This window comes from Bradyrhizobium macuxiense (genome assembly GCF_001542415.1).
In the GTDB taxonomy this organism is placed as follows: domain Bacteria; phylum Pseudomonadota; class Alphaproteobacteria; order Rhizobiales; family Xanthobacteraceae; genus Bradyrhizobium; species Bradyrhizobium macuxiense.
In genome coordinates, this window is the sequence record NZ_LNCU01000039.1 from 295,087 (window position 1) to 308,267 (window position 13,181).

The window sequence follows — 13,181 nt, forward strand, 5'->3', positions numbered from 1 at the left end:
AGGACGGGGAAAGCCAAAAAGCAAGGATGGAGTTGGCGAATTCCCCGACGCTCCCTTAGCTAATCCGACAAGCAACGCGCGCTGTCAAGCTCTGGTTGTGCAGTTTCCTGAGCCTTCCCGAAGAAATACTCTGCAGTTATTGTCGCGCTTTCGCAGGGATCACGGGACTTGGGGTAGTCGGTTGCGGCCCGTCGCGTCTGGACAATGATATTTGAAGTCGCAAGCCGTGCAGGTCCGTTGTTCCGGCTGCGTGGGCCAGGGCGCACGGGTCGATCCCTGCGTGATCTCGGCCTGGACCGCCACTTCGATGTCTCCGACGACCCTGTCGAACCGACCGGTTGCCTCGTCGAGGGAGGAGGGCGTGACCTCGACAAGCCGAAAGCTCCGATCCTCGAGAAAGAGCTTGCTGAGGCCGCGCGTCTGGCCGGTCTCGAGTTCTTCGCCTTCCTGCTCCGGGCTTTCGCGTTCGCCCAGGAGGAATGCGCGATCGGCCGGGGCGGGCATGACATCGGTCGTGCGCCCTCTCACGTCGCTCCGCAGATCGCGAAGGTCGGTCTGCGAGGGATAGAGTTCGTTCAGGTATAGAAGTACGCCCGCGATCACCCTCGCGTCGGGATTTTGCCGATGCCGTAGCCACGCATAGGTCTGTATCTGCCACGCCTGGTGGAGCCACGTGTCGCTCCCCACGCTTGGAGGGCGCCTCATGCCCTTGTAGTCCACTATGATCTCGAAGGGGGCATCGCTCCGTTCCATCTCAGTACGTACGACCGGGCTTTGGCGAAGACGGTGAAGAATGGCGTTGCTCGGAGGGGCGCGATGGAGTTGAACCGAGCTTAAGACATCGACTATTCCGGTGACAGAGTAGCGTACGGCCCGCATCTGTGCATTGGGCGGCAGCTCCCTGGATCCCATCAGGCGTAGTTCCGCTTCGGCGACGAGCGGAAAGAGATGGACGCCCCACGTGTTCAAGGCCGCTTCCGCCCGGCGACTTGCGATGCCTCGGCCGTTTTCGGTCGGATTATCATAGTCGAGATACAGAAGGCGCGGCGGAGGACGCAGCCCCCGCGACAGCAGCCTGCGATAGACCGTCTCCTCGATCGGACGGATGTGCGTCGCCCACGTCCAAGGCCAACCGCCGTTCCAGGGGGCTCCGCCGGCCCTCCATCGCGCAAACGCCTCCTCCATCAGGCCGTGAATGAATTCGCCGAACCACTGTTGAACCGGGACGGAAGGAGGCAAGCCCGCCTTGTTGTATAGACGATACTGGCGTCCACATTTTAAGAACGCCAGCAAGTCGCCCGTGAGGCTGTACTCGGGGATGATGCGCTCGACGCCGTGCGGACGGATGCTCATCGAAACCTCCTGAGGAACGAGAGGCCTCGCCAGGGCCAGAGTTCGGCAGGTGCGCACGAGGGGCGGCGCCAACCGGTGGCCACGCTCTGCATCGTCTTTTTGCTACGGCTGATACCCGTCGTAGCGACGGAATGGCCGACCAGGATCAGCAGGTCCTGGGCGCGACTGAAGGCGACAAAGTATTTCCTGGTCAGGTCGTCGAATGCGCGATCCTGTCCGGTCCGATTTCCCAGGTCGATCTGCGAATATGGACGGAAGAAATCTTCCATCCGATGGACCCGATCGGGATCGGTAGGATAGCGCTTGAACGGCTTGGAGACCCTTCCGTCGCCAAGCTCCGAACCGACGTCGACGATTGTGACCGGAAACTCCAGACCCTTGGCCTGATGGATCGTCATGAAGTTGACCCGGTTGCGGGGCAATGTCTCGAGCAAGTCCTCCTCGACCTCGATCACATCGTCGGCGATCGGGGCGAACACGCGCCAGATCGCGTCGGCCACGCTGCGCGTCGCCAATTCGTCAGTGAGCGAACCCGGCGCGAAAATGAGTTCGCCCCGAAATCCGCGAAGGAGACTGGCCGCCGATACGGCGCGCATGATGGCTTCCAACCAAGCCAGATGCTCGACGTCGTCCTGGAAAGCGGGAATCCAGGTGACCAGCTTGTAGAGCAGGTCACTCAAAGAGACATTTGTGTTGCCTCGCAGTGGCCGGGTCGCTCGGCGTCGCTGCCAGCTGTCGACGAATCGTCTCAGATTTGCCGGCCCGGACACGAGAAAGGCGTCGGCGTCGTCGCGCCATCCGCGCAGTTCGCGCAACACCGGATCTCCTATTCTCTGCGAGCCCAATATCGAACCGTTGGGATCGAGACAAAGCAGCGCCAGGCCAAGGAGCCTGCGTACGGCCGCCTGCTTCTTTAGCGGCTGGCCTCGGGGATTGAAGACACCAATCGGCGGATCGAGCGCTTCGAGTTCGTCGCGTAAGAGGCGCGGGAATCGTTCGGTGCCGCTTGCGCGGTATTCAGATGTCGAGTCGAATAGGATCGCGATATCTCCGGCCGATCCGCGTTCCGCGTCGAGAGCGATCGCGTGTCGGCGCCCCTCGGCGTCGGCAATCCGAATTCGGCCCCCGTTGACCAATCGGCCAATCAGGTTTGCTACTTCCTGGGCGAGCAATTGCTTGCCGTCCTCGAACATGCCGACGAGAGGGAGTTCGCCTTCATTGGCGGCGCCGTGCAGAAGCGCCGGCTTGCCGATCACGCGCGCCTGCTGAAAAATCACGTCGGAGCGCACGAAGCTGTCCACGAGGCTCACAATATTTCTCGTCGATCGATAATTGAGATTCAGCGCTATTTCGGTTGCTTCGATCCTCACCCGATCCCGTGCGCGCCCGCGAAAGCCGGCGAAAAGCTCCACGGTGGCGCCGCGGAAACGATACAGCGACTGGTCGTCGTCGCCGACGACACAGATCGATCCGCCGTTGTCGCGCGCCGCGGCGGCCAACGCGAAATAGATGCTCTCCTGCAGATAGTTCGTGTCTTGATATTCGTCGACCAAGACGAACCGGACGGTCGCAAGGAAGTCGTTCATCCGGCCGGAGCCGAGCGCCTCGAGGAAGTACTCGTTGAGGCCTGCGAAATCGAAGATCTCCCGCTCGCGCATGACAGCCTCGAACGTCTCGATCGCTTCCAGCGCGCGCGACAGACCCACGCTGACGTCGCCGGCGCCGCGGCCGGCGCCGGCCAAAAGCGCGGCGCGGTCGACGCGGTCGTTTATGAGGCGTTCGCGGATTTCGACGAGGGCGGCGGCACGACCGCCGAGGCCGAGCAGGCCGCCGTAGGTATTAAATCCCAGCGATTCGAGAAACGCGCACAGTCTCCTCGACCTTGCCGCGGCCGTGGGGCGGACGCCTTCAGCCATCATCAGAGCGGCGAAGACGTGCGTATCCACCGGCGTCGGTCGAGGCGCTCCGGCGGCCCTGAATTCGTTGAGGAGGTCCTGAGCGATGCTGTCGATCGTCCCGACTCGCAGTTGGTTGAAATCCAGCCTCTCGAAGCGAGGGGGCACAGGGCGCCGGGTGCGCAGGACGCGCGCGCGTATGTTCTCGCCCCACTCGATAATTCTGCTCCGCAGGACCGCGGCGGCTCGACGTGTGAAGGTCGTGGCGACGATTTCGAGCGGATCGAGGCCGTCTACGTAGATGAGCTTCAGGATCCGAAGAGCCGATGCGGTCGTCTTTCCGCTGCCTGGGCCGGCAATGACGAAAAGGGACCTGTCGACCGTTGCGGAGACGATGCCAACCTGTCCATCGTTCAGGCCGCCTTCGCGTCCCACATTCCTCGCGCTAAGAGGAACTCTTGCCACCGCCATCGCATGGTCGCAAAAGTCCTCCCATGTCAACGTAGTCACCTGCGATCCCCCTCAGGCCCCGCCGTGCTGGCGATCCTCTTTGCGCCGCAACTTATGTTAGAGCAGCTATAGCGGGACCCTTCGATTTCGTCGATGCCGGAAGCGCGCGAACGGGAGTAGCGTTGAATCATACTTAAGTTCGTACGGAACGGACCGAACCGGAGTATCCCGGCGGCCAGCGAATTGCCAATGTAGGACCGCGATCGGGTTCGGCTCGCTTCGCCAGGCCGTCCGGCTATCCCCTCCGCGCCGGAATTTCGCCTCCCTCAGCGATAACGCTCGGTTCGGACCGTGTTGAAGCAATTCGGACCGTGTCGAAGCAATTCGGACCGTGTCGAAGCAATAAAGCCTGCGATTACAGACGCCCCGTCTCTGCCCTGCGCATGATCGCGTTCGGCGATCCCGCGAGGAGAAGTTCGCGCTGAAGACGCGCGATCCGGAGGAAGCCAAGATCCGGCATGCCCTCAAGGCCGCCGAGGTGCGGGAGGGAGGACGTGTTCCAGCTTGCGAGGTTCCGATAGTTTGGTGATGTGCGAATACAATAATCATGTGCTGCGCATCACGTTAAGGCGACGGGCGGACGCGCCAGGTCGAGCGAAATGTCCGAGAAGCGTGCGTCCTGGATCGTCGTCCACCACTCGATCAGCAATCGGGTGCGGTCCGTGTTCGACACGTTGCTTTCGCATGACCGTAGGCTCGCGCACACTCTGATCGGACGCGTCGCAGAGCGATGGACCAGATAGGGCGGAGTGACAGCCCGGTCTTCACGAGATCGATGATGTCGTTCGTGCTTGCCTTGCCGCCTTGATCGTCATGTCCGTCGCGATGGTGTTGGACGCGAGCGAAGACGAATTCGTCAAAATCGGACCCACTCTTAACCCACCCGAACTGGTAGTGTCCCGTAAATCGCTAGTGCCGTAGCAGTGCTAAGGGACCTGGCGCATCACAATAGGACCAAGGCGCGGCAATGACGAGCGTAGTCGACCTGCTGCACATATCGCGCTTCATTCACAGCTATGACGCTGCCGCCGCCCAAAAAGGCATCAAACTTTCGTTGGGAGTCGATTTTCACGAGTATATCTCGATTACGCGGGCGACTGCAACGAAGGGGCCTACATATCCGAATTTCCGGCCGGACCGCTCGCCAATTGGATCAGGCGAGGGATTTTGGATGGTCGGCGTCGACAAGAACAATGACGTTGCGGTCCTGCAGGCCGTTCGACTGTACGATCTTTCGCGCAGCAACTTGGCAGAGCATCTTCAATCCCTGAAAGCGTTCTACGCCGACCCGGCAAAACATGCCCATCCAGAGGATGAGTGCACTTGTGCGGCACCAATTGCGAGGAAGATGTCTGGCAAAGTAGCATATCACGGGGATGGTTGGGTGCGCAGAGACTTCAGAGGTTCGGGCATACCCGAGATTATGGGAGGAATGGCATTCGGCGTGTCTTTCGCCATGTGGGCTCCTGATTTCGTCTGTGGACTGGTAGCGCGCTGGCTAATCGATAAAGGCGTTGTTTCACAGTACGGATATGCTCACCATGAGAGAGCCGGCTCGATCTTGCGGCTGGTGGAAGAGGAAATTGTCGACGATGATTGGCTGATCTGGCTGACCGGCGAAGAGTTGAGGAGCCGTGTTGTTCCGCCAGGAGAATGACGGGCTGATGTTAGCGACGTAACCTTTGCCGGCGCAGCGAAATGTGTAAACTCGACACGAGGTGGAATTTGGCCGATCCTCGCCACAAAGATGCGGTGGTGTGGGATGTCGCACTTAGGTCTCTTATCTGAGAGCTTGCAGTCTGACGAAACATGCCTGGATGAGCTGAGGGGGCGGGGAGCGCCGGTTGCCGCGCCCGCTACTTTGAATTTGTAAATCATTTGATCGATGATCCCGAGGGACGCCAGATTGTGACCTTGATCTACTATGGGCCGATCGATGCGCGAGAGGAAAACATGTCAACGACTGAACTTCCGACGCGCGAGGTGCCGCTCAATCCGGGGCAGTCCGCATTATTGTTCATCGACGTGCAGAACTTTTGCATCCGACGCGATGGCGGCGAGTTCAAGGATGTGTCGGACGACGACATCGCCGGCAAGTACGGCTATTATTTCGATCGCTTGAACAGCATTGCCATACCCAACATGCTGAGGCTGCAGGCTGCCTTTCGTGCGGCAAGAATAGAAGTACTTTACACGACGATTGAGAGCCTCACACGGGATGGTCGCGATCGCGGCCTGAACTACAAGATCGTGGGCTTCAACGTCCCAAGAGGTTCATGGGACGGCAAGGTCATTGACGAGCTTGCGCCGGGCGATGACGAAATCGTGCTGCCGAAATCGTCCTCGAGCGTCTTTATATCCACGAATATCGATTACCTGCTGCGCAATCTCGGCGCAAAACAGCTGGTATTGGCTGGGGTGGTTACCGACGAGTGCGTGGAATCCGCTGTGCGTGACGCTTGCGACCTCGGTTACCTCGTGACGCTCGTGCCAGATGCTTGCGCGACCTACAGCCAGGAGCGCCAGGACAATAGTTTGCGGGTGATCAAGGGGTATTGCCGCCAAGTGTACACAAACGACCTGATTGAGGAGATCAGTGCTGCTTGCCAAGTTGTCTTGAGCAAAAAATCTTAGCTGCTCATCTCTACTCGTGCCGACCGTAAGTCACTGCCCCTTCTTGAATTTCCGGAAAATCTGTACTTCATAGCTACTCGTCTTTTCTCGGCACTACACCACGCATTCCCGAGCAAAAAGCGAGCAAAAATGTCCATCATCCATTTCACTGACATCACCATTCGCTCTCTCAAAGAGGGCAACTTCTATGACGACAAGACACCAGGCTTCGGCATCCGCAAGCAGCGTAAGACATGGCATGTCGTCAAACAGCCGTCGCGCACGAAGGTGACGATTGGCTATTACCCCGGCCTCTCTCTAGCAGACGCACGCAAACGCGCACTTGTGGCCCTCGGAAGTCCGTCAGACCATAGTGTTTCCCCTCGCTATCCAGCGCCCGAATTCCTCGGGGGCCGGTAGCGAGGAGAAGTGCATGTCCAAGAGCGATACTTCAAAGAAGATAGGCCCCGGGGCATTCTGCCTGAAGCTTGCAAAGGAGTTCGCTGCCGGTTCGCCACGGCTCGGCCTCGAACCATTCGCGCAGCTGTGGTGTAGCCTTGACGAGCGGATCAGGGCGTCGTCGCTCACGCTTTGGCTTCGCAATTGGCCTGTCGGTAGGGCGGACCGCTCCGTCTTTCCACGCGATTCGCAAGCTCGACAAAAACTGTTAGATCGGTGGCACCGCAGTTGGATGGCTTGCTGGGGCGGCGTCGCTGAGACTGGCCAACTGCTCCTGCACGGCTCGGATATCGCGCAGTAAGGCGACCGGATCCAGGCGTGCACACATTTCATTGACGCGGGCGCGGACGGCATCAGGTGTTCTTGCTTATGTCAGCGCGAGGCTGGGGCCGTTCTGTATTCATTGAAACTCCATGACATGTTTGGACTCAGCCGATTAGGCGGCTCTATCGGCTGGATCGAGACGTTCGCATGCTAGGAAGCTCAGCTGTCGATAAGCTGACGAGCGTCAGGTTATCCGCCATGAAGCGGTTGCCAAGCTACTCTGCGTTCGCTCGGTGAGGATCCTGTGCTGTCGCGCAGCTGCTCAAATATTTCACTTGCAAAATTTGCAGCATCGGACTCGAGAATGCTGCTCAGGCCGGAGCATAACTTCATCCGAACGAAATACTCAGAGGCAGGTCACCTTGAGCCGCTTTGCTGGTTGCAAACTGACTCCTCTTTTGATGTGTCCGTCTATGACGCTTTCTGAGACGCTCTCTGTTGCGACCTTTGGGAGCAAGTGGTCGGTCGCGTCGGCGTTGTCTGCCCTGTCCGTCGCCTGACTCCTTGCTTGCGCGGTCTTCCGTCTGGCCCGAAGTGACGTTCCATATGCATTCACTATGCTTCCATATGCGAACGGTATTTCCACTCGATCGTGCCGCGGGCTAGAACCGTTGAAGCAGCTAATCCTGAGCGACGGCCTGCTGGAAGGCAGAGCTTTATCCGAATGCTGATGACGCGCTCAGCGGCATCAGAAGTGGTGGCCAAAACACCCCGCAGCAGGTGCAACTCTTCGGTGAAAGCCTTATTGCATTCTGGCGGATGAGGTGGGCTTAAAGCGGTGTAAGGACTATTCGTCGTTATGTCTGATTTGGTCCCGTTTGCCGCGCCGGAAAGCCGACGCCGCCTTCTGCGGTGCCTGACCGAGATTGCGTTTCTGGCCTGTCTTAAAAGCGACGTGGAGCGAGCGAGGCGGATTGCCAAGGGAATTGGTGTGGTTGCTCCAGGCGGTCGGGAGGCCGTCATCGCTTGCGTGCTTGTCGACCTATTGGCAGGCGACGTTGAAGCAGCGCTGGAGCGCCTCGATCCTCTTGCCCGCGCGAATGATCCCTATGGAATGGCATTTCAGGCGCTGGTGCTTGAGGTTGTTGGCCGCTTAAGTGAGCGGGATGCTGTGCTTCGGCGTCTTCCTCGCGGCGATCTGGCGCTCGACGGGCTTTTTGCGGCACTAGGTGGTGCAGCGAAGGTACATACAGGAGGTTCGGTCAGTGAGCGGTGTGAATGAGGTCGTGGCGCTACTTGAGGCCGTGTCGCCGGCGAGCGGGAGGCCGGCGGCATCAAGGGCGCCGAGTGACTCGGTCGAGGCCTTTCGTGCGGCCCTCGAGCGGCCGGTGCCATCATCGCCGAATGATGATCCCGCAGCGGTCACTGATCTTGCCCCCAGCGAGGAGGGGCTTATTGGTCGCGTCCGGGTGGCTGACGATATCCTTAGTGGAATGGATAAACTAAGCGCATCTTTCGGCGATGCCGCGAAAGTCGCGGCCGGGGTCGCGGAAAGCTATGCTTCCGGCGAGTTCAGCTCGATTGAGTGGCTGAACGCGCAGTCCGCCCTGTCAGCCCTGACTCTGCAATACGATATCGCGTCGAAAGTGGTTGGGAAGGCCGTGCAAACCCTAGATACTCTCCTGAAGAGCCAGTGAACAACGGTTATGCGAGCGTGATGTTGGTGTTGAAGCGCGCATTGATTCTTTTGGCGACGCTCGCGTTGACGGGCTGCGGAGCAAAGATCGAGCTTTATCGCAATCTTCCGGCGCATGACGCCAACGACATGCTCGCGTTGCTGATGCGGCACGGCATCGATGCCGAGCGGGTGCCCGAGCACAACGGGGCGGCCTCCCTGATTGTTTCGACGAAAGACGTGCCGCGTGCCATGGGTGTACTGGATGGCGCCGGATTGCCTCGCGATCGGCTTGCCGACTTGGGCACCCTCTTCAAGAAAGAGGGTATGTTGTCATCGCCAACGGAGGAGCGTGTGCGATTCATCCATGGCACGACGCAGGAATTATCGGAGACGCTCTCCAGGATCGATGGCGTGTTCAGTGCCCGCGTCCATGCCGTCCTGCCCGAATATACGATCGACGATCGCGTCCCACCTGCTCCCTCAACTGCTGCTGTATTGGTCCGCTATAAGGCTGGTACTGCCGTTGATCAGATCGTACCGAAGATCAAGGAGTTGGTCGCAAATAGCTTGAAGGGCGTATCGTACGACGGCGTCTCGGTTACGCTCGTCGAGGCAAGTCAAAGCGATAGCGGCTTGCCGCCACTTGATGCGCCTCCCGTCGCCGCCGAGGCCAGTGCTCGGCTCTATCTCCTGGTCGGACTCGTGGCTGGGCTGGTGATATCGCTAATCTGCAATGCAGCTCTTGCCTTTCTCGTGTGGCGGAAGCGAGTGAGCCACACAACAAATCCTGCGGCGCCATAGATCGATGCAAGCGAGCAATCCCGCGATGATCGCGACAGAATCGGCGGCAATTTCGGACAGCTGGCTTCACAGGCCGTGGGCCGGAGCGATGATGCGCTGCATCGCCGATCCCGCGGCCGACTTCGATGATGCTATAGCCAAGGATTGGCCGGAATGGTTGCCGCGGGATCCTGCACGGGCAGATTCGTTCATCCGAATGAGACTTGGAAGTCGGCTGCTTCGCGATCAAGATAGGGGGGCGTCGGCCATCATCTCCGCCGGCCATGCGCCGCGGACGCGGCTCGCATTTTTGCCGGTATCGGACGCCGTGCGCCTCATGTGCCTTGCCGCGGCGTGGACCGGGGTGCCGAGTCTTGTCGGGCAACTTCGCAATGCCGATGTCGTTGCAGCGCGTTCCGTCCTCGGAGAAGACGCCGTCGCGTTCGCTTTCGATGCCGCGCTGCTGCCACGACCGACCGCCGGACTGATGTCGGCTATCGGTGCTTCCAAGCTGCCGACCGGGCCTGCTGAACTGCTCCACTGCGCAGCTGCGATGTTCGGCCTCGCAATGGGCTGCATCCCGCATGCACTGCAGGTACGACTGAGATTACGCAGCCCTGCGTCGATCTGGACGGTGGCGGCTAACGCCTGTCGCAACGGCAGTGCTGGAGAGGACGCCTTTCATGCGATGCGGCGGTTGGTCCGCAAAAGGATGGCCCCATGGTCGCACTGGTTCGATTGACGTCCGAGACGATCAGTGTTCTCGGACCAGGGCAAATCTTGCCGGCGGCAAGCGCGCAGGCACTCCTGCACGCCGAGCAACTGCTGACCCAGGCGCAGCGCGATGCAGAGGCGCTTGTTGAGGAAGCGCGCATGTCCGCAAGCAGGATTGAAGCGGCCGCCAGAGCAGCCGGGCTCAAGGAAGCGCAAGTGACAATTCAACAGCGCTTGGCCGCAATCGCCGTAGAGTCGCTGCGGGTCATGGAGCAAAACAAGGAAAGGATCGTGGACCTCGGCCTGCAGATCGCCCGCCGGATCATCGACGCGACGGCGCCAGACGAGACCGCGGTGCAGATCGCACTGCGAAGCCTGCGAGTCGTGGGCCATAGCCCTGTCGTTCGGCTGCGAGTGGCCCCGTCGCTGGTCGAGACGGTTCGCGGGCGGGTCGACGAGATAGTCCCGGCGGTCACGTCACGCGCAGTCGTCGAAGTGATTTCTGATCCGCGGATCAATGATGCCGGGTGTATTCTTGAGACCGATGCCGGACTGGTCGACGCGACGATCGAAAGCCAGCTGACATTGATCGAAAGCGGCCTTCGCAAAAGCCTGGAGGCGTCGAAGTGATCTCGGAGACAGCCGGGCCGTCAACGGCGGTAGATCCCGTAGGTTGTTCGCATGAAAGCATCGATCGGTTCTTCCGGCTCGCTAACAGGGCGGTTGAGCAAACGCCGACGATGAATGTCCGTGGTCGCGTCCTTCAAGTCGTTGGAACAATCATCCGTGCGACGGCTCCTGGCGTGCGTATCGGGGATTTGTGCGAACTCCACGATCCCAAAAATGACCGTGGACTGACCGCTGAGGTCGTCGGTGTTCAGCGCGATGTTGCCGTTCTAACGCCGCTCGGGGAAATGCGGGGACTTTCTACCCTCACAGAGGTGATTCCGACGAGCAAGGCCCTGCTGGTGCCGGCGGGCTGGAACTTGCTAGGTCGGGTGCTTGACGGCCTTGGCCGCCCGCTCGATGCAACCACTCATGGGCCCATGATCGCAGAGGCCCACGTGCCGGTTCATGGCAGCGCACCGGATCCGCTAAGCCGGCGTAGCATAGATCAGGTTCTTCCGGTTGGTGTGCGGGCGATCGATGCCCTGCTGACGTGCGGGGAAGGGCAACGCGTCGGTATCTTTGCCGCTGCAGGAGCCGGCAAAAGCACACTGCTGTCGATGCTCATACGGGGCGCTGACGTTGACGTCGCGGTGATAGCACTTATCGGCGAGCGCGGACGGGAGGTGCAAGAGTTCATCACGCAGTTCGGCTCGCAATCACGAACCAAAGCGGTTTTTGTTTTCGCGACGTCCGACCGGCCCGCCATGGAGCGCGCCAAGGCGGCCTATGTAGCCACTGCAATAGCTGAATGGTTTCGCGATCAAGGCAAACGCGTGCTGCTTCTCATGGATTCGCTAACGCGTTTTGCGCGGGCGCACAGGGAGATCGGCCTTGCAGCGGGTGAGCCACCGACCCGGCATGGTTTCCCGCCATCCGTGTTCGCAACACTGCCGCAACTTTTGGAACGTGCGGGCAACAATGCGCGTGGGTCGATCACGGCCTTCTATACCGTGCTTGTCGAGGGAGATGACATGACTGAACCCGTCGCCGACGAAACGCGCTCGATCCTTGATGGTCACATTGTGCTCTCGCGTGCCCTGGCTACGTCGAACCACTATCCTGCCATCGACATTCTTGCGAGCGTCAGCCGCGTCATGAGCATGATCGTGGCTCCCCAGCATGAAAGCATGGCGCGGAGACTGCGTGAGCTGACGGCGAAATACCAGGAGGTCGAACTGTTGATTCGTGTGGGCGAATACAAGAACGGAACCGACGAACTCGCGGATGAGGCGATCGCCAGAAGGGACGAAATACAGAACTTCCTGCGCCAATCGACAAGTGAGCAGATGGACTTCGAAGCTACGCTCCAGGAGCTTGAAGCATGCGTGGGATGATCTCGGACGCCGTCCCCCATCTCCTGGAGCTACGGAAATTGCGACATCATCGTCAGCAAGATATTCTCCGGGCGCGACAGCTGGCCCTTGAGAACGCTGCCGCTGTCGTGGAGACCGCCACCAAAAATCACCGCACCTGGCGGCAAAAGCGTCTTCGGCTTGAAGCTTCCCTGTACGATTCCGTGATCGGAGAAACCGTCGCTCTCGGCGCTCTTGTCGGTCTGAAGGCAAGGATGACCTCGCTGCACGATCACGATCAGCTGCTCGAAAAGGACATTGAAAAGGCAATCGCGGAAGCCGATCGGGCCCGGCAGGCACGCGACGAGGTGTGCAACATCGTACGTCAAACAGGCAAGCAGTTCGATAAGTGCGAACATCTGGCGCGCGCTTTGCGCGATGCCTCGGTGAGGAGGCCGGAGCAGGTTTGCGAGAACAGGACTGCTGTGAACACGTCGCAAGCCGGATCGGCCTTGGATCTCGAAGAATGTCGGGGATGCGAAGGCTAGGGGAGGAGATCAGGCGAGCGTCGATACGACGTTGGATATGGCGGGTCTAGTAGGTCGATCTCATCCATGGTGCATCGGATCCTGCGGTTTACGTCGATGCAGATCGTGCGGTTAGGCTGACGGCGATACGCTCGACCGACCGTCCCGCTGGCACGATCGCGTGTGCCTGTCGTCTAGGTCAAAGACTGCGGGCTTCCGGCAGACGATCGAAGAAACATCAGAGTCACTGTTGCGATCCGGGAGAGTTGGCTTTGAACGCAGCTAATCGGCGCGGAGGGTTCAAATTTGCTGCTCTGGGTTTGAAGGCGGGCCGGCAGTCTGCCTCAGGGCCGGAGCGAGCCATCGTCAGCTGCGTGTCGCACCTCTGGCTATGGGCTGGCATTTCACGGGGCAAGTCGCGCTAGGC

The 13,181-nt window shown here is 59.9% G+C and carries 12 protein-coding genes and 1 pseudogene; 10 read left to right on the forward strand and 3 right to left on the reverse strand.

Going from position 1 to position 13,181, the window contains the following annotated elements; all coding sequences use genetic code 11:
• Nucleotides 1-159 precede the first annotated feature (159 nt).
• A complete protein-coding gene (locus AS156_RS12295; protein ID WP_066504002.1) occupies nucleotides 160-1,353 on the reverse strand; it encodes a PD-(D/E)XK nuclease family protein in 1,194 nt (397 codons plus the stop codon).
• On the reverse strand, nucleotides 1,350-3,758 hold the full coding sequence (locus tag AS156_RS12300) for a UvrD-helicase domain-containing protein (RefSeq protein WP_136626167.1): 2,409 nt from the start codon (nucleotides 3,756-3,758) through the stop codon (nucleotides 1,350-1,352). The genes AS156_RS12295 and AS156_RS12300 overlap by 4 nt, the downstream gene beginning before the upstream one ends.
• A 967-nt stretch (nucleotides 3,759-4,725) precedes the next feature.
• Here AS156_RS12300 and AS156_RS12305 point away from each other — a divergent pair.
• From AS156_RS12305 to AS156_RS40590, 3 genes are all read left to right on the forward strand, one after another.
• A complete protein-coding gene (locus tag AS156_RS12305; protein ID WP_066504004.1) occupies nucleotides 4,726-5,415 on the forward strand; it encodes a hypothetical protein in 690 nt (229 codons plus the stop codon).
• A 296-nt stretch (nucleotides 5,416-5,711) separates the two neighbouring features.
• Nucleotides 5,712-6,392 (forward strand): cysteine hydrolase family protein, encoded by a 681-nt coding sequence (locus tag AS156_RS12310; protein ID WP_066504153.1) that lies wholly within the window; start codon nucleotides 5,712-5,714, stop codon nucleotides 6,390-6,392.
• Between the two features lie 129 nt (nucleotides 6,393-6,521).
• Entirely contained in the window at nucleotides 6,522-6,791 is a 270-nt protein-coding gene (locus AS156_RS40590) for an Arm DNA-binding domain-containing protein (RefSeq protein WP_082747464.1), read from the forward strand.
• Nucleotides 6,792-6,831: 40 nt separating this feature from the next.
• Here AS156_RS40590 and AS156_RS44290 read toward each other — a convergent pair.
• Nucleotides 6,832-7,197: pseudogene (locus AS156_RS44290) on the reverse strand (ISNCY family transposase); the annotation flags it as partial.
• 756 nt (nucleotides 7,198-7,953) lie between these two features.
• On the opposite strand from AS156_RS44290, the gene AS156_RS41980 reads away from it, so the two are divergent.
• The 7 genes from AS156_RS41980 to sctO are packed head-to-tail and all read left to right on the forward strand — an operon-like array spanning nucleotide 7,954 to nucleotide 12,775.
• A complete protein-coding gene (locus tag AS156_RS41980) occupies nucleotides 7,954-8,376 on the forward strand; it encodes a hypothetical protein (RefSeq protein WP_136626168.1) in 423 nt (140 codons plus the stop codon).
• Nucleotides 8,360-8,791 (forward strand): type III secretion system inner rod subunit SctI, encoded by a 432-nt coding sequence (gene sctI, locus AS156_RS12320; RefSeq protein WP_160331086.1) that lies wholly within the window; start codon nucleotides 8,360-8,362, stop codon nucleotides 8,789-8,791. Before AS156_RS41980 ends, sctI begins: the two co-directional genes overlap by 17 nt.
• On the forward strand, nucleotides 8,788-9,573 hold the full coding sequence (gene sctJ / locus AS156_RS12325) for a type III secretion system inner membrane ring lipoprotein SctJ (protein ID WP_136626169.1): 786 nt from the start codon (nucleotides 8,788-8,790) through the stop codon (nucleotides 9,571-9,573). The genes sctI and sctJ overlap by 4 nt, the downstream gene beginning before the upstream one ends.
• A 25-nt stretch (nucleotides 9,574-9,598) precedes the next feature.
• Nucleotides 9,599-10,294, forward strand: coding sequence for a hypothetical protein (locus AS156_RS12330; protein ID WP_136626170.1), 696 nt, complete (start codon nucleotides 9,599-9,601; stop codon nucleotides 10,292-10,294).
• On the forward strand, nucleotides 10,273-10,896 hold the full coding sequence (locus AS156_RS12335) for a FliH/SctL family protein (protein WP_082747466.1): 624 nt from the start codon (nucleotides 10,273-10,275) through the stop codon (nucleotides 10,894-10,896). The genes AS156_RS12330 and AS156_RS12335 overlap by 22 nt, the downstream gene beginning before the upstream one ends.
• On the forward strand, nucleotides 10,893-12,269 hold the full coding sequence (gene sctN, locus AS156_RS12340; RefSeq protein WP_283807915.1) for a type III secretion system ATPase SctN: 1,377 nt from the start codon (nucleotides 10,893-10,895) through the stop codon (nucleotides 12,267-12,269). The genes AS156_RS12335 and sctN overlap by 4 nt, the downstream gene beginning before the upstream one ends.
• Entirely contained in the window at nucleotides 12,257-12,775 is a 519-nt protein-coding gene (gene sctO, locus AS156_RS40600; RefSeq protein ID WP_082747467.1) for a type III secretion system stalk subunit SctO, read from the forward strand. Before sctN ends, sctO begins: the two co-directional genes overlap by 13 nt.
• Nucleotides 12,776-13,181 lie beyond the last annotated feature (406 nt).

Excerpts from the sequence above, each read along its gene's own strand:
- AS156_RS12295 (WP_066504002.1), bottom strand. The coding sequence starts at position 1,353 with ATGAGCATCCGTCCGCACGGCGTCGAGCGCATCATCCCCGAGTACAGC.
- AS156_RS41980 (WP_136626168.1), top strand. The coding sequence starts at position 7,954 with ATGTCTGATTTGGTCCCGTTTGCCGCGCCGGAAAGCCGACGCCGCCTT.
- AS156_RS12310 (WP_066504153.1), top strand. The coding sequence starts at position 5,712 with ATGTCAACGACTGAACTTCCGACGCGCGAGGTGCCGCTCAATCCGGGG.
- AS156_RS40590 (WP_082747464.1), top strand. The coding sequence starts at position 6,522 with ATGTCCATCATCCATTTCACTGACATCACCATTCGCTCTCTCAAAGAG.
- sctO (WP_082747467.1), top strand. The coding sequence starts at position 12,257 with ATGCGTGGGATGATCTCGGACGCCGTCCCCCATCTCCTGGAGCTACGG.
- AS156_RS12305 (WP_066504004.1), top strand. The coding sequence starts at position 4,726 with ATGACGAGCGTAGTCGACCTGCTGCACATATCGCGCTTCATTCACAGC.
- AS156_RS12335 (WP_082747466.1), top strand. The coding sequence starts at position 10,273 with ATGGTCGCACTGGTTCGATTGACGTCCGAGACGATCAGTGTTCTCGGA.
- AS156_RS12330 (WP_136626170.1), top strand. The coding sequence starts at position 9,599 with ATGATCGCGACAGAATCGGCGGCAATTTCGGACAGCTGGCTTCACAGG.